At 31.2% G+C, this 15,300-nt stretch carries 26 protein-coding genes; 22 read left to right on the top strand and 4 right to left on the bottom strand.

The annotated features are described in order from the left end of the window. Positions 1-84: 84 nt before the first annotated feature. From B8T70_RS14345 to B8T70_RS14330, 4 genes are all read left to right on the top strand, one after another. Entirely contained in the window at positions 85-1,215 is a 1,131-nt protein-coding gene (locus B8T70_RS14345; protein ID WP_039113774.1) for an Mrp/NBP35 family ATP-binding protein, read from the top strand. A gap of 175 nt (positions 1,216-1,390) precedes the next feature. Continuing rightward, positions 1,391-1,630 carry a NifU family protein gene (locus tag B8T70_RS14340; RefSeq protein WP_039113776.1) on the top strand — a complete coding sequence of 80 codons (240 nt, stop codon included), beginning with the start codon at positions 1,391-1,393 and terminating at the stop codon, positions 1,628-1,630. Between the two features lie 314 nt (positions 1,631-1,944). Further along, positions 1,945-2,418: a hypothetical protein gene (locus B8T70_RS14335; protein WP_039113778.1), complete on the top strand. Its 474-nt coding sequence runs from the start codon at positions 1,945-1,947 to the stop codon at positions 2,416-2,418. Positions 2,419-2,489: 71 nt separating this feature from the next. Continuing rightward, positions 2,490-2,807 (top strand): 2Fe-2S iron-sulfur cluster-binding protein, encoded by a 318-nt coding sequence (locus B8T70_RS14330; RefSeq protein ID WP_039116982.1) that lies wholly within the window; start codon positions 2,490-2,492, stop codon positions 2,805-2,807. Between the two features lie 37 nt (positions 2,808-2,844). On the opposite strand, the gene B8T70_RS14325 is transcribed toward B8T70_RS14330, so the two are convergent. From B8T70_RS14325 to B8T70_RS14315, 3 genes are all read right to left on the bottom strand, one after another. Continuing rightward, on the bottom strand, positions 2,845-3,588 hold the full coding sequence (locus tag B8T70_RS14325) for an SGNH/GDSL hydrolase family protein (protein WP_086895276.1): 744 nt from the start codon (positions 3,586-3,588) through the stop codon (positions 2,845-2,847). A gap of 65 nt (positions 3,589-3,653) precedes the next feature. Continuing rightward, on the bottom strand, positions 3,654-4,436 hold the full coding sequence (locus tag B8T70_RS14320; RefSeq protein ID WP_039113783.1) for a DUF3050 domain-containing protein: 783 nt from the start codon (positions 4,434-4,436) through the stop codon (positions 3,654-3,656). An 87-nt stretch (positions 4,437-4,523) separates the two neighbouring features. After that, positions 4,524-5,702, bottom strand: coding sequence for an acyl-CoA dehydrogenase family protein (locus B8T70_RS14315; RefSeq protein WP_039113784.1), 1,179 nt, complete (start codon positions 5,700-5,702; stop codon positions 4,524-4,526). Positions 5,703-5,898: 196 nt separating this feature from the next. On the opposite strand from B8T70_RS14315, the gene B8T70_RS14310 reads away from it, so the two are divergent. After that, entirely contained in the window at positions 5,899-7,656 is a 1,758-nt protein-coding gene (locus B8T70_RS14310; protein ID WP_086895275.1) for a helix-turn-helix domain-containing protein, read from the top strand. 34 nt (positions 7,657-7,690) lie between these two features. On the opposite strand, the gene B8T70_RS23895 is transcribed toward B8T70_RS14310, so the two are convergent. Next, on the bottom strand, positions 7,691-7,861 hold the full coding sequence (locus tag B8T70_RS23895) for a hypothetical protein (RefSeq protein ID WP_165763218.1): 171 nt from the start codon (positions 7,859-7,861) through the stop codon (positions 7,691-7,693). Between the two features lie 252 nt (positions 7,862-8,113). Between B8T70_RS23895 and B8T70_RS14305 the strand changes: the two genes are divergently transcribed. The 17 genes from B8T70_RS14305 to B8T70_RS14260 form a co-directional block, all read left to right on the top strand. Beyond that, on the top strand, positions 8,114-9,679 hold the full coding sequence (locus tag B8T70_RS14305) for a vitamin K epoxide reductase family protein (RefSeq protein ID WP_086895274.1): 1,566 nt from the start codon (positions 8,114-8,116) through the stop codon (positions 9,677-9,679). A 608-nt stretch (positions 9,680-10,287) separates the two neighbouring features. Next, complete coding sequence (locus B8T70_RS14290) at positions 10,288-10,476, top strand: hypothetical protein (protein WP_086895272.1); 189 nt, start codon at positions 10,288-10,290, stop codon at positions 10,474-10,476. Positions 10,477-10,598: 122 nt separating this feature from the next. Next, entirely contained in the window at positions 10,599-10,802 is a 204-nt protein-coding gene (locus B8T70_RS14285) for a hypothetical protein (protein WP_035621991.1), read from the top strand. Positions 10,803-11,168: 366 nt separating this feature from the next. Further along, on the top strand, positions 11,169-11,336 hold the full coding sequence (locus B8T70_RS23890; RefSeq protein WP_165572102.1) for a hypothetical protein: 168 nt from the start codon (positions 11,169-11,171) through the stop codon (positions 11,334-11,336). A gap of 72 nt (positions 11,337-11,408) precedes the next feature. Further along, positions 11,409-11,579 carry a hypothetical protein gene (locus tag B8T70_RS23885; RefSeq protein ID WP_165572103.1) on the top strand — a complete coding sequence of 57 codons (171 nt, stop codon included), beginning with the start codon at positions 11,409-11,411 and terminating at the stop codon, positions 11,577-11,579. Positions 11,580-11,633: 54 nt separating this feature from the next. Continuing rightward, complete coding sequence (locus B8T70_RS14275) at positions 11,634-11,822, top strand: hypothetical protein (RefSeq protein ID WP_086895271.1); 189 nt, start codon at positions 11,634-11,636, stop codon at positions 11,820-11,822. A 195-nt stretch (positions 11,823-12,017) separates the two neighbouring features. Further along, positions 12,018-12,164, top strand: a complete 147-nt coding sequence (locus B8T70_RS23880; protein ID WP_165572284.1) for a hypothetical protein — start codon at positions 12,018-12,020, stop codon at positions 12,162-12,164. A 51-nt stretch (positions 12,165-12,215) separates the two neighbouring features. Next, complete coding sequence (locus B8T70_RS23875; RefSeq protein WP_165572283.1) at positions 12,216-12,374, top strand: hypothetical protein; 159 nt, start codon at positions 12,216-12,218, stop codon at positions 12,372-12,374. Positions 12,375-12,464: 90 nt separating this feature from the next. Continuing rightward, positions 12,465-12,623: a hypothetical protein gene (locus tag B8T70_RS23870; RefSeq protein ID WP_165763217.1), complete on the top strand. Its 159-nt coding sequence runs from the start codon at positions 12,465-12,467 to the stop codon at positions 12,621-12,623. 39 nt (positions 12,624-12,662) lie between these two features. After that, positions 12,663-12,821 carry a hypothetical protein gene (locus B8T70_RS23865; RefSeq protein ID WP_165572106.1) on the top strand — a complete coding sequence of 53 codons (159 nt, stop codon included), beginning with the start codon at positions 12,663-12,665 and terminating at the stop codon, positions 12,819-12,821. A 39-nt stretch (positions 12,822-12,860) separates the two neighbouring features. Further along, on the top strand, positions 12,861-13,019 hold the full coding sequence (locus B8T70_RS23860; RefSeq protein WP_165763216.1) for a hypothetical protein: 159 nt from the start codon (positions 12,861-12,863) through the stop codon (positions 13,017-13,019). A gap of 34 nt (positions 13,020-13,053) precedes the next feature. Then, a complete protein-coding gene (locus B8T70_RS23855) occupies positions 13,054-13,206 on the top strand; it encodes a hypothetical protein (protein ID WP_165572281.1) in 153 nt (50 codons plus the stop codon). A gap of 112 nt (positions 13,207-13,318) precedes the next feature. Next, complete coding sequence (locus B8T70_RS23850) at positions 13,319-13,480, top strand: hypothetical protein (RefSeq protein ID WP_207621538.1); 162 nt, start codon at positions 13,319-13,321, stop codon at positions 13,478-13,480. 280 nt (positions 13,481-13,760) lie between these two features. Continuing rightward, on the top strand, positions 13,761-13,913 hold the full coding sequence (locus B8T70_RS23845; RefSeq protein ID WP_165572108.1) for a hypothetical protein: 153 nt from the start codon (positions 13,761-13,763) through the stop codon (positions 13,911-13,913). A 28-nt stretch (positions 13,914-13,941) separates the two neighbouring features. Further along, positions 13,942-14,172, top strand: a complete 231-nt coding sequence (locus B8T70_RS14265; RefSeq protein WP_086895270.1) for a hypothetical protein — start codon at positions 13,942-13,944, stop codon at positions 14,170-14,172. 26 nt (positions 14,173-14,198) lie between these two features. Next, positions 14,199-14,363 (top strand): hypothetical protein, encoded by a 165-nt coding sequence (locus B8T70_RS23840; RefSeq protein WP_165572109.1) that lies wholly within the window; start codon positions 14,199-14,201, stop codon positions 14,361-14,363. A 397-nt stretch (positions 14,364-14,760) separates the two neighbouring features. Further along, the coding region (locus B8T70_RS14260) for a cysteine peptidase family C39 domain-containing protein (protein ID WP_242667483.1) at positions 14,761-15,300 on the top strand (540 nt) is incomplete at its 3' end.

Here is a 15,300-nt window from a genome sequence, read left to right as displayed (position 1 = left end):
TCAGTTATCTTTGTAATCTAAAATCGGTTTAAATTAATATAGTTTTTGAAGCGATTATTGTCAATAGAAAATAGTAAAGTTAAAATGAAATTAGACAGAAAAGAAATCCTTAAAGCTTTAGAAACGATTACTATAGCTGGTGAAGGTAAGAATATGGTTGAAAGTGGAGCAGTAGCAAACGTTATTACTTTTGGTGATGAAGTTGTTGTAGATTTAGTTTTACATACTCCTGCAATGCACATAAAAAAACGTGCTGAAGACGATATTAAAAAAACAATACTTGAGTTAGTTTCTCCTGAAGCTAAAATTAAAGTAAACATTAAAGTTGAAACTCCGGAGAAAAACGAAATTAAAGGTCGTGCAATTCCAGGAATTAAAAATATTATTGCTGTAGCTTCTGGAAAAGGAGGAGTTGGTAAATCGACTGTTACAGCAAACTTAGCCGTAACATTAGCCAAAATGGGTTTTGCAGTTGGAGTTTTAGATGCCGATATTTATGGACCATCTATGCCAATTATGTTTGATGTAGAAGCAGAAAAACCTGTTTCGATATTAGTTGACGGTAAGTCAAAAATGAAACCTATTGAAAGTTATGAAGTTAAAATACTTTCTATAGGATTTTTTACAGCGCCAAGTCAGGCAGTAATCTGGAGAGGACCAATGGCTTCTAAAGCTTTGAATCAAATGATTTTTGATGCTGATTGGGGAGAATTAGATTTTATGTTAATTGATTTACCTCCAGGAACAGGAGATATTCATCTTTCAATCATGCAGTCACTTCCTATTACTGGAGCGGTTGTAGTAAGTACTCCACAAGCAGTAGCTTTGGCTGATGCTAAAAAAGGAGTTTCGATGTTTATGCAAGATAACATCAATGTGCCAGTTTTAGGAATTATAGAAAATATGGCGTACTTTACACCTGAAGAATTGCCTGATAATAAATATTATATCTTTGGAAAAGAAGGTGCTAAGAACTTAGCTGAAGATTTAGGAGTTCCGTTTTTAGGAGAAGTTCCAATTGTACAGTCTATTCGTGAAGCAGGAGATTATGGTCGTCCGGCAGCTTTACAAACAGCATCGGCAATCGAAACTGTTTTTGAAGAAATCACTAGAAACGTAGTACAGGAAGTAGTAAGTCGTAACGAAAGTTTGCCTGCTACCGAAGCAATAAAAATTACAACAATGGCAGGATGTTCTGCAGTAAAGAAAAAATAAATTAGATAATTGAGATAATGATTCAAATTAGATAATTAGGAAATTAGATAATTAGATAATTGTAGTTTGTGTAAAAACGAAGCATTTATGCTTCAATCTGTACAGTCTTTAATTATCTAATTATCTAATTGACACATTCTCTAATCGACACATTCTCTAATTGAATATAAAAATTATGACAACAGAAGAATTAACAAGCAATGTTTTAAAGGCGCTAGATGAAATCAGACCGTTTCTGAATTCAGACGGAGGTGATATAACATTAGTTTCTATAGAAGATGATAAACACGTTAAGGTTCGCCTTGAAGGAGCGTGTACAAGTTGTAGTGTAAATCAAATGACGCTTAAAGCAGGAGTTGAAACTACAATTAAAAAGTTTGCACCACAGATCGAAACAGTGGTAAACATTATGTAATTATAGCGATTTGCTATGGTGAAAAATATTTGTTTTTTGTGAATTAAACGAAATTATTACTAATGCTAATTAAATTTTTTTAGTATTTGTTTAGATAATTTGGATGCTGAATGTTGTATTGTTAAAAATGCGCTTGTTTTGTTTTTGAATTTAAATTTATTAATAAGAAAATAGTGTTAAAATTAGTAAATATTCAGAAAAATAACTTAATAAAGTAATTTTGACAAAAAAAAGTGTTAAGAATTAGGGGTTTTGCAATGGTATTTAATATAAATTTAACTTAAATTTGCCATATAACCTCAAACCTTACATTTATGAATAATTTTTACAAGCTAATTGTTTTGCTGCTTTTTACTTCTGCCACCTATGGTCAGCAGGCTACAGATAATCTATATGTTGATAAAGCATGGGTGAATGAATTCGAAGAATGGTCAGATTTTAAATTTACAGGTCAGATTATTATTTCACCGACACCTGAAGAAGGAAGTCTGAGAATTGCAAATTATGATTTTTTGTATGATTTTTCAGAAGGAAGAGCCAAATTTTCAAACAGGCAAAGTTACGCAACAGCTGAGTTTTCCCATCCAAGAAAAATTAAAACCACTACAGATAAGCAAGGTATTGTAAATTCAACTTATGAAGGAACATTAATCTTTCAGAATGGGAATGATTATTATTCAGTTATTGCAGTAGTTACTATATTAGATAAAGGAAATATTATAGGCTTAAAAATGCACTTAAAGGATAATTTAAAAGAATATGCATTTAGTTTTAAACCTAGCAATTAGTATTTTGTAAAAGATAATGTATTTTTGCTATCTGAAAATGCGTTAATAATCAAAATTCCGATAAGTTAAAAATGGATGTATTAATAAAGATTAAAGATAGAGAGGGAGTTGTTCATGAACTACAAGCTCCAACTGATATGGCAATGAATGTAATGGAGTTGTGTAAAGCTTATGAGCTTCCTGTAGAAGGAACTTGTGGCGGAATGGCAATGTGTGCTTCTTGTCAGTGTTACGTGCTAAATGATGTTGAGTTACCAGAAATGGGAGACGAAGAAGAAGCAATGCTTTCGGAGGCGTTTTATGTTAAGTCTAATAGTCGTTTAGGATGTCAGATTCCTATCACAGAAGGTTTAGAAGGTTTGGAACTGGAATTAGCTCCAGAATATTAATATAAAGTATAAAGCGAGAAATTTTTCTCGCTTTTTTTTATTCTTGAAACTTCACTTTTGGTAAAATACGCTGTACAAATAAAGAATATGCTGATTCTGATGGATGTAATCCGTCTTGTGCAACCAAACTCGGATTCGATAATCCTTGTCGTGTGATATCGGTTATTGTTATAAATTCGATATTATTTGCTTTGCAATAGTTTTCTGCAAAAGCATTGTATTTATCTATCTCTGATGAAATTGTTTTGCTATTGTATACAGCCGATTGACCAAAAGGAGTATAGACATAGTCTGGTATGGAAACTACAATAACATTTGATTTTTTTTCTTTTGCTAAAGAAATTGCATTGTTTACCAATTGCGGGAATTCATTTTCGTATAAGGTGAAAGGTGCGTTCTGAAATTGATTATTGACTCCTATTAGCAATGTTACTAAGTCATAATTAGAATCTGGATTTTCGGCTTTTATCGCTGACAATAGGTTAGATGTTGTCCAGCCTGTTTTTGCGATGATTTTTAGCGAAAATGAGGTTGCAGGATAGGTGCTAGATAAGTTGCGTCTTAATTGCTCTGGAAAACGGCAAGTTTCGCATACGCTTTGTCCAATAGTGTAACTATCGCCAAGAGCTAGGTAGTTTATCGTTTTTGCAGTAAGAGGAGGAGTAATTGTAACTGGGGGAACAATAGTTTTAGTTGGTGGATTTGTTTCGTTTTCCGAACTACAACTAATCGTAGAAATTGCGAATAAAAATGTAAGTATTATTTTGAATTTACTTGTCATAATATATAATTAAGGCATTAGTAATCTCCCTAATAATACTTACGTTAAAAATAGAATATTGGTTTTTATACCATTTCTATTTTTATGCTGATTTCTTCTTCGATAGCATCCCATAGTCCAATTCTTTTTTCTAAAGCCAGAATGGAAATTTCTTGAACATCAGACCATTTTTGTGCGTCGTCTTCGCATAAATCGGTAATCATTTTCATTGCCATAGGACCATGTTCATCTGCATCAAGTTCGATGTGACGTTCAAAATAATATATCAGTTTTCTTAAATCTGTATCAGGTAAGTTTTCTTGAAAATTTTTCAATATCGCAGTAAACATATTCGGAATCAAATCTTCTCTTCCAAAAGTAAAAGCTGCAGCAATTTCATGTGGCTTCCCTTCTTCGATTACTCTAAAAGTAAAATCCAGAAAAGCTTTAATGTTTGGGTGTAATTGGCTTTGTTTTATTGCAACAAAAATGTTTTGTAAAGAGTTTACTTCGTTTAAAAAACCTTGAATGTTTTTTGTGCTTGCTCCACAATCTTCCATTGCTTCAAGATACATTTCGTAATGACTTTGGCGACGACCATCAATACTTAAATCCGTTTCTTCGGCTAGTACAATTTCGTTAATTAAATATCTAGTCTCTGGGTTTTTACTAGCAAACCATGGTGTAGTTGTACAGGTAAGTTTTGCTTGTAAAGCTTTTAGTAAAGACATAAAATCCCAAACGGCGTAAACATGGCTTTCTAGGAAGCAATGTAAATCATCGATGTTTTGGATTTTTTTATATAGGGGGTGTTGTAATAAAAGATCTTTCTGAGGTTGAATGCTATTGTTTATAGTTTCAATATTCATGGTGGTATTTTTTTTGCAAATATAAAAAAGCTTCTTGGTAACAAGAAGCTTTTAAATCGTTTTTATAAATATTTTAATAGATGATTTCTATTTAAAAGCTGGAATTCCAGTAATATCCATTCCTGTAATTAGTAAATGAATATCGTGAGTTCCTTCGTAAGTGATTACACTTTCAAGGTTCATCATGTGGCGCATGATAGAGTATTCACCAGTAATTCCCATTCCGCCTAATATTTGTCTGGCTTCACGAGCAATGTTGATTGCCATATCGACATTGTTTCTTTTTGCCATCGAAATTTGAGCAGTTGTTGCTCTTCCTTCGTTTCTTAAAACTCCTAAACGCCAGGTTAATAATTGTGCTTTTGTGATTTCGGTAATCATTTCGGCCAATTTTTTTTGTTGTAATTGAGTTCCTGCAATAGGTTTGTCAAACTGAATTCTCTCTTTTGCATATCTTAAAGCTGTATCGTAACAATCCATTGCAGCGCCAATTGCACCCCAAGCGATTCCGTAACGAGCAGAATCTAAGCAACCAAGTGGTGCTCCTAATCCAGATTTGTTAGGTAATAGATTTTCTTTAGGAATTTTTACATTATCAAAAATCAATTCTCCTGTAGATGATGCACGAAGCGACCATTTATTATGAGTTTCTGGAGTTGTAAAGCCTTCCATACCGCGCTCTACGATTAAACCGTGTATTCTTCCTTCTTCATTTTTAGCCCAAACTACTGCAATGTCAGCAAATGGCGCATTCGAAATCCACATTTTTGCTCCATTCAATAAGTAATGATCTCCCATGTCTTTAAAGTTGGTAATCATACTGCCTGGGTCAGAACCATGATTTGGTTCAGTTAAACCGAAACATCCGATAAATTCACCAGTAGCAAGCTTAGGTAAATATTTCATTCTTTGCTCTTCATTTCCGTATTTCCATATCGGGTACATTACTAATGAAGATTGAACAGATGATGTAGAGCGAACTCCTGAATCTCCACGTTCGATTTCTTGCATGATTAAACCGTAAGAAATTTGATCTAATCCAGCTCCGCCGTATTCAACAGGTATATAAGGGCCAAAACCACCTATTTCTCCTAAGCCTTTTATGATTTGTTTTGGGAATTCTGCTTTTTGAGCATACTCTTCAATAATAGGAGAAACTTCTCTTTTTACCCATGCTCGGGCAGAATCTCTAACGAGTTTGTGCTCGTCGCTTAATAAGTCGTCTAGGTTATAATAATCTGGTGCTTGAAATAGGTCTGGTTTCATAATTTATGTTTTTTTTCTAGAACAAATTTACACAATATAGATATAACAAAACAAAAGTAAATTGTTATAATTTTTATTGATTTAAAAATAATAATCAGAATTAAATTGTGATAATGTTAAGATTTCTATTGCAAATTATTGTTTGCTTATTGGTATTAATGAACTAAATTTGGGATAATTCAAAACTATATCGTTAATGAAATTTGTTAAATGCCTCCTATTTTTTTTTATTGCAAGTACTGTTTTCTCTCAGAAAAATTCGCAATTAAGCGATAAAGAGTATGTTCTATTACAAGATAAAATAAGAGTGTGTACAAATTCTAATGTAGATAGCGCTTTTATTTTTGTAAACAAAATGGAGCAATCGAGAGATTATTTGCATAAGACGTTTGCTTGTGGTGCAAAAGCATATTTATATCAGCTTAAAGATGATAGTATTAAAGCAAAAATGTTTTATGATCAGGCTTTTAGTTTTTTAGAGAAAGTAAAAAATTCAAAAGAAAAAAGAATACTACATGCTGATCTGTTAAATTATGGTGGGCTTATCGATTGGAGAAAAAATAATTTAACTGCCGCTTTCGATAAATTCGAAAAGGGCTTAACCATTGTTAAGAAGGAGAATGACCAGATTAGAATGGTGAAATTCTATATGAATATTTCTTTAATTAATATAGAAGTAGGTAATTATAAATCGGCAATTTTATCTCTGCAAGAGTCAAATAAAATAACGGATAGAATAAAATACTCGTTTTCTGAAGAGAAATTTACCAATTATAAGAGTAATATTAATTTTAATTTAGGACGAGCCTTTGAGAAAGCTTACGGGAAAAACTATTCTAATCCTAAACTTTTAGATTCTGCAAAACACTACTATACAAAAGCAATTTTATATTCTAATAATTATTTAAATACAAAACTAAATTCTAAAATGAGTTTAGGGAATATTTATTATATGAAGAATGATTTGGCTAATGCCGAAAAAATATATTATGATGTTTTGTTGTTTAGTGAAGAGAATAAATTGCTTCCCGAGTTATTTTCTGCTAGTTATAATTTGGGAAGTTTGTTCTTTAAAACGAAAGAATATGATAAGTCATTGTATTTTTTTAAAAAAGTAGATTCTATATATAACATTACCAAGGTTGATGATCTGTATTATATTAATTCTAATTATTATTTAGCCAAGATTTATACCATCAAAAATGAACCTCAAGAGGCATTAAAATATTCTGAAAAATACTTTGATAAGTTCGAGACAATTCAGTCAAAAATTGATAATGAAGCTTTAGAAGTTAATTTTCGATTGGGTAATGTGAATGTCAAAAAAGAGATGGAAGATCTTCAGTCTAAAAATCAGAATAAAATTAGATTTTGGAATTTGATGATTTTTATTCTTGTTGGGCTGGTTGTGGTTTTGGTTATTTTGTATGTAAAAAGCATTAAGAAAAAAAGAGAAACGGATAAGAAAGTGAATACTTTAATCGAAGAGTATAAACAAAGATTAGCGTTAAACAATGCAATTCCAGAAACAGTAAATGAAGAAGTGGTTGTAGTAGACAGTGTGCCTAAAATGGCTGTTAAAATGAATTTAGATTTAGAGAAGGAAGAAGAAATATTCGAAAAATTAAAGCAATTAGAAAAGAAGCATTACTATCTAAATTCAGATTTCACTCAACAATCTGTAGCTAAGAAAATTAAAACAAATACCAGTTATTTGTCTTATGTTGTAAATAAGAGATTTGGTAAAACTTTTAGCGAATACTCTAATGAATTAAAGATTAATTACGTGATTAACGAATTAATAACGAATTCAAAATATCGTAAGTACTCAACTCAGGCACTTGCCGAGAGTGTGGGTTTTAAAAATGCTGTTTCTTTTACAAAATCCTTTAGCAAAAGAACAGGAGTAACTCCAACTCAGTTTACTAAAAAATTAGAAACTACAGAATTCTGAGGGTAAAGCTGTAGTTTCTAATTTTATTTCTCTACTAAGTCTGACCAGGTGGCCTCACTGTTCCTGGCGGGATAATATTTGCTATAATTTTAGGATCTGTATTAGGATCTATTATTGGTTCATCTCCTCCCATGATCATTTTGTATTGTTTTTTCGGGAGCTCATTTTTTTTAAAATCTTCGAGCGTTAACGAGGTCTTTTTCATAAGTTGTATTTGTTAGAATGCCAAAATTATAGAAAAGGAATACCGATAATTTGGATTGTGATTTTGAAATATATTTTTACTGGTTGTTTTTTTTAATCAGTTGATAAATAGTGCTTTGCGATATAAAAAAGAGCTAAACTATTTATAAATTATATATTCATTTTTTTTAAAAATCCAAAAAATTAACTTTTTTTATGTGAAAGATTGTCAATATTTGTGATAATCCTTTCCATAATAATTAAGATTGTCCCTATGATTAAATTAGTTAACAAGTACCTTGACTTAAACAATTATTTAAATGCTAAAAAGGAGTTCGAAGAGTTATTCCTTTCTCATCCTAATTATCCAAGTCTATTTGCTATTACAGATTCATTGAATACATTATCAATAGAGAATATTGTAATAAAAGTCCCAAAAGAACAATTGGCTGAATTGCCTGAATCTTTCCTGGCAATTTATAATCAGGATTTAGTTTTGGTTCAAAAAACAGAATCTTCAATTACAATTGAGACTGAAAAAAGTAAAAAGGTTACTTTATCAGTTGATGATTTCTCCAAAGACTGGAGTGGGGTTGTACTTGCAATAGAGCCTAATGAAGCTCAGGAAGAAGAAGTTTTGAGTGAAAATCCAAAATGGCTTAAGTATGGTATTTTGTTTTTGGCGCTAATTGTCTTATCTAGTTTTTATAACGATTATAAGATATTCGATTATGCTTTTTTAGTCACCTCTTTATTGGGATTAATAGTAAGTGTTTTCATAATTCAGGAAAAGTTAGGTATAGATAACCAAATGGTGTCTAAGTTTTGTAATATCAATCCAAATACTTCATGCGAATCAGTTATTAAATCAGATAATGTAGATGTTAATAAGTGGTTTGGTTTTTCGGATTTACCATTAATCTTCTTTGTTACAGCAGTTCTGGCAATGTTAATAGGACCAGCAAATTCTAATCTTGTAGGATTGCTTAGTCTGGCAGCTATACCAATCATTGCCTATTCTATCTGGGTTCAGAAATTCCAGATAAAAAAATGGTGTGTATTGTGTTTGGTTATTTCTTTTTTAATGATAGTTCAAGGAATAGGTTGGGCTTTTGAATCTGAATTAAAGTTAAGCATTACGTTGGCTAGCCTTTTTCAGTATTTATTCTCTTTGATTCTTATTTCTTCGTTATGGTTTACTATAAAACCAGTTATTGAGGATAAATTAAAAGCAGAAAGTTCTGTGAAGAACTTAACCAAGTTCAGAAGAAACTATACTCTTTTTGAATTCTTATCTAAGGATGTTACTGCACAAGAAGGGTTTGATAAATTGGCAGGATTGCATTTTGGAAATACTGCTGCTGCTGTCAAGCTTTCTATTATCATAAGCCCAAGTTGTGGACATTGTCATAAAGCATTTGAGGAAGCATTTGAGTTAGTTTGGAAATTTCCCGAAAAAATATCTTTGAATGTATTGTTCAATATCAATCCGGATAACAATCAAAACCCTTATAAAATTGTCGTAGAAAGAATGTTGATGATTAATGATACTAATCCTGAAAACATTGTAGAAGCAATATCTGACTGGCATATTAAAAAAATGACATTAGAAGTATGGCAGGAAAAATGGAAAGTTGATTCTATTTCTATGAAAGTTAATTTACAAATTCAGCAGCAATATGATTGGTGCTCACAAAACGGATTTAATTACACACCAGTTAAAATTGTTAACAATAAGTTGTATCCTACCGAGTACGAATTAAGCGAACTAAAATATTTTATTAATGATATTTTAGAAAGTAATGAAACGTTAGAGAGAGACTCTCTTGTCTATATGTAAAGCATTTATAAAATTCTTGCAAGAGTAGACATAAGCTTCAAGTGTCTTAAAATGATTGGAGTGATAACCAAATTAAAATTTCCCAATTATGTTAAAGAAAATTTTAAAGCTTGAAGGTGCTCAGGAATTAACAAGAAGCGAGCAAAAAACTATTGATGGAGGAATTAATATTGAATGTAGTCCTACTGGCGTATGTTCAGGTAGCACTAAATGTGTGTTCGATTGTAAGCCAGTAGGCGTGTGTAGACCGAATAGTTACGTTGAGAAGCTTTGCTAATATATTAATTTGAGAATAGTAAGATTTTGTTGTCTTTAAATCTATAGACATAAGCTTCAAGTGTCTTAAAATGATTGGAGTAATAACCAAATTAAAATTTCCCAATTATGTTAAAGAAAATTTTAAAGCTAGAAGGTGCTCAGGAATTAACAAGAAGTGAGCAAAAAACTATCCAAGGTGGAAGAGCTTGTGATCAAGGTGGATGGTGTCCAACAGGAAGTAAATGTGTATCTGATTGTAGGTTTGATGAGATTTGTAGGCCAAACAGTTACATTGAGTGTTAGTTTACTAATAGCTCAATTTAAGATTAATAAAACCAAAAAACCATATTATGTTAAGTAAAATTTTAAAATTAGAAGGTGCTCAAGTGTTAACGCAAAAAGAGCAAAAAAGTATTAATGGTGGTGTTACCGAAGTTTGTGCTAAAGCATTGGCTGCTGGATACGCAATATTAAAAGGATCGGCTCCGTGCCCTCCACAATATCCTTTAGCCGGAGGTGGTTGTTGTTTTGCAGATTAAAACAAAACCGTAAACTCATTTAGGACTTTACCTAATTAATAAAATAAAAGTATATAAAAATCGAAGCTCAAGTTTAAAATCGATTTTTAGTATGAATAGACATAAGCTTCAAGTGTCTTAAAATGATTGAAGTATTAACAAATTCAAAAAACCGTATTATGTTAAAAAGCATTTTAAGCCTAAAAGGCGCAGAAGAGTTGACAAAAAAACAGCAAAAAGAAATTAAAGGATCTTGGATTCCACCTGAAGGTAGATTTTGCCCGAATGGAACATGTCAATATTATGAAGGTGGACCTTGCAGAAAAGTATCTGATCAATGTATTTAATTCTGTTAAGTAATTAGACATAAAACTTCGAGTGTCTTAAAATGATTGAAGTATTAACAAAATTTAAAATTCCCCAATTATGTTAAAGAATATTTTAAAACTTGAAGGTGCTCAGCAATTAACCAGAAGTGAGCAAAAAATCATTAAAGGCGGGTTAGCCTGTGGTGTCGATGGATATTGTCCAGGGACTAGTATATGTGTGACAGATTGTAGGTTTTCAGGTATCTGTAGACCATCTAGTTATGTAGAGTGCTAATGTGCTAATGGCTTAATAGGATTAAGAAGTAGAAATGCTCTAAAATATAGACACAAACTTCAAGTGTCTTAAAAATTTTGAAGTAGTAACAAAAATCAAAAAACCATATTATGTTAAAGAACATTTTAAAATTAGAAGGCGCTCAACAACTTACAGCAAAAGAACAAAAATCTATTAACGGATCAGGGATAGTATGTAATGGTATTGATATCCTTATTTGCTGCCCTGATGGTATATGTGCATGTGCTCCAGCAGGAACGCCATGTATGCTGACTTAGATAATAGTTTGGACATAAAACTTCGAGTGTCTTAAAATGATTGAAGTAGTAACAAATTCAAAAAACCATATTATGTTAAAGAAGATTTTAAACCTGGAAGGTGCTCAAGAATTGTCTAAAAACGAGCAAAAAGTTGTTAAAGGAGGATTACGTTGTAGTGCAGATGGGTATTGTCCTCGTAATACAGTATGCGTTGGTAGAGATGTTGCAAGTGGTAATGATGGAGATTGCAGACCAGTATAATTAAAATTTTGGACTGATATCCAATGTAATAATTAAATTTTAAAAATATCAATTATGTTAAAAAATATTTTAAAATTAGAAGGTGCTCAAGAATTGACAAATAATGAGCAAAAAAGTATTAATGGAGGTATTACTGAAGAGTGTGCTAATGCTATCGCCAGTGGAGAAGCCATATTTAAAGGTGGTAAGCCATGTCCTGTATTGTATCCTATTTCTTCAGGAGGTTGTTGCTATCAAGGTTAATTCCTTATTAAAATTAGATACAAAATTGTCTTAAGCTGTTTTGTTTTTTAATCAAGATTGTATGTAGATACTCTTCATGTATGTTGCATAAGAAGAATTCTTTGCTCAAGTTTTATAATACAATTTCATGGTTTAGACATAAATCCCAAGTGTCTTTAAATGATTGGGGTATTAACAAATTCAAAAAACCATATTATGTTAAAATCAATTTTAAAATTAGAAGGTGCTCAAAAATTAACTAATAGCGAGCAAAAAAGTATTAATGGTGGTGCATGTGTTATCCTTTGTTGTCCAGATACAGGATGTTCATGTGTTCCTAAAGGAACAGCTTGTATGCTATAGTTAATTGATTTCTATCAATTAATAATATTAACAAATTCAAAAAACCAAATTATGTTAAAGAACATTTTAAAATTAGAAGGTGCTCAAAAACTAACTAATAGCGAGCAAAAAAGTATCAATGGAGGAGGAGAATGTGTTATTCTTTGTTGTCCAGAAACAGGATGTTATTGTGTTCCTGTATCAAAGATTCCTCTTAAATGTTATAGTTAATTGATTTTGCTCAATTGACAAATTAGTAGTATTGAGCCTCGAGAATCATAAGATGACTGGGGGTATTTTTTAATTTTTAATCCATATATCATGTTAAAAAACATTTTAAATCTAGAAGGTGCTCATAAAATTGAAAAAAATGAGCAAAAAAAGATTAGTGCTGGTAGTGCTCCATATTGTGAAGCAGGTTTTTGTGCAAGACGTTCATTGGAAGATGGAAAATGGGTATGGGATTGTTTACCATGCTAATTAAGTTTATTTAATCACTTTAATTTAAAATATAATATCATGTTAAAAAACATTTTAAACTTGGAAGGCGCTCAAAAAATAACTAAAAATGAGCAAAAAGTAATTACAGGAGGTGGTGCGCCACTTTGTGACGAGGGTTTCTGTGCAGAACGTTTATTAGAAAATGGAAAATGGGTATGGCGTTGTATGCCTTGCTAATTAAATTTATTTAATCACTTTAATTTAAAATATGATATCATGTTAAAAAACATTTTAAACTTGGAAGGTGCTCAGAAAATAACTAAAAATGAGCAAAAATCAATTACAGGAGGTGGTGCACCACTTTGTGACGAAGGTTTCTGTGCGGAACGTTTATTAGAAAATGGAAAATGGATATGGCGTTGTATGCCTTGCTAATTAAATTTATTTAATCATTTTAATTAAAGATAATATGTTAAAAAATATTTCGAAAATAGATGGAGCTCAGGAATTAACAGAAAATGAGCAAAAATCAATTAAGGGAGGACAAAAGAATTGGGAAGTTTGTTGCCCAGAAGACGGTATTGCATATCCAGATTGCAGATATATTGAGTGTCAGGTTTAGTTTTCTCTATATTACATTTGAACTTCGAGTCCTGAAGTTAATTTCAGTTTAGCTATTTGAAGAGATTTGTAGAAAGTATCAGAGGTATTTGTTCAACAATTTAAAAAATATAATGATGTTAAAAAATATATCAAAAATAGATGGAGCTCAGGAGTTAACAGAAAATGAGCAAAAAGTAATTAAAGGAAACGGACCTGGCGATTTTATCGTTTGTTGTCCTGAAGATAATAATATTGCCTATCCAGATTGCAGATTTATTGAGTGTTCTAGATAATTTTTATACTAGGGTTTATGAGTTTTAGGCATAAACCCTAGTTCTTAAAAAAGTGAAGTATTAACGAATTAATAAAAACTAATTATGTTAAAAAATATTTTAAACTTAGAAGGGGCTCATCAATTAACCAAAAATGAGCAAAAGAGTATTCATGGAGGTATAGCCTGTACTAAAGGAAGAATATGTCCAACAGGAACATATTGTGTTGTCTCAGGCGAATTTGAGGGGCTTTGTAGAAAAAATTAGTAAATATTTATTCAACATTAAAAAAACGATACTTATGTTAAAGAATATTTTAAAATTAGAAGGAGTTCAAGAATTGAACATAACAGAGCAGAAAATAATCAAAGGTGGTACAGAGAAACCTAAAGAGGGATGTGCTGTAGATTTTTGTTTAAATATTTTCGGTGTTTGTGTTCGTTGTGAGCCTTAATGAAAATTAATTTTTAAAAACAATACTTATGTTAAAGAATATATTAAATATTGAAGGTGCTCAAAATTTAAGCAAAAGCGAACAAAAAATGCTTGTTGGAGGAGGTAAAATCCCGCCAGGAAACTGTAAATGTTTTTGCTATAATGGAGGTCCTGTAAAAATAAGTTCTTCTTGCTTTTCTTATTGTGTTGATGGTACAATACCAGGATTAGAAGAAGGAAGTACTGGGAATTGTACATTTCCTGGAGGTGGAGCTTAATTAATTAATTTTTAAAACTTTATATCATGTTAAAAAACATTTCAAATTTAGAAGGTGCTCAAAAATTAACTAAAAATGAGCAAAAAAGTATTAAAGGTGGTTTAAAAGATTGTATTGATCCTAATACAAATCAATGTAAGTATTATAGCTTATCATGCGCTAGTCCATGTCGTCCAGGGATAGAGCCTTAATAATGTAATATTAATTAAGTTTTTGTTAGTCCGTAAAACAACTAACAAGAACTTAATGTTTTAATTGTTTTTTGTGTAACTAATAAAACTAAATATCATGTTAAAAAAGATTTTAAATTTAGAAGGTGCTGAACAATTAACAAAAAACCAACAAAAAAGCATCAAAGGTGGTTTGGAGTATTGTCGTGATTGGAATACGGGTCTCTGTAAGTACTATAAGATAACCTGCGCTAGTCCATGTAATGTACAGCCGTAGGTTTTAAATAAAATTATAATTTGTTAAGTGTTAGTAAGGTTGTTCATTAAGATGATAAAGAGGAGGTGGTTCCTCTTTATTATTTTATATTCGAATATGAAATAATTAGAGTATATTGTCCTTGTAAAACAAGATTTAAAATTGAAAAAATTCCCCAATTATAAACAAGCAGATTTTAAGGACTGCGGTCCTACCTGCTTAAAGATTATTGCAAAGCATTATGGTAAGTCCATAAATATTCAAGAACTACGTGATTACAGTGAGACCACACGGGAAGGAAGTAATTTGTTGTTCTTAAGTGATGCTGCAGAAAAAATTGGTTTTCGAACCTTAGGAGTTAAACTTAATGTACAGAGTCTGGAAGAAGCTCCTTTGCCTTGTGTCTTACATTGGAATAAAGAACACTATGTTGTACTTTATAAAATTAAGAGAGGTATTTATTATATTTCTGATCCAGCTTTTGGATTGATAGAATATAATCAGAAAGACTTTATTAAGTTTTGGATAGGAAATAATGCCGATGATTCTACTCAGGAAGGAATTGCATTATTGTTAGAAGCCACTCCAAGATTTTTTCAGTCCGAGTTTGATAAAGAAGATAAAAAAGGTTTAGGATTTGGGCTATTATCGCAATATGTCTTGCGATATAAATCATTCCTAATCCAGTTAAGTATAAGTTTA

It is taken from the genome of Flavobacterium sp. AJR, assembly GCF_002156885.1.
GTDB lineage: Bacteria > Bacteroidota > Bacteroidia > Flavobacteriales > Flavobacteriaceae > Flavobacterium.
This window is presented reverse-complemented; position numbering and strand designations above follow the sequence as displayed.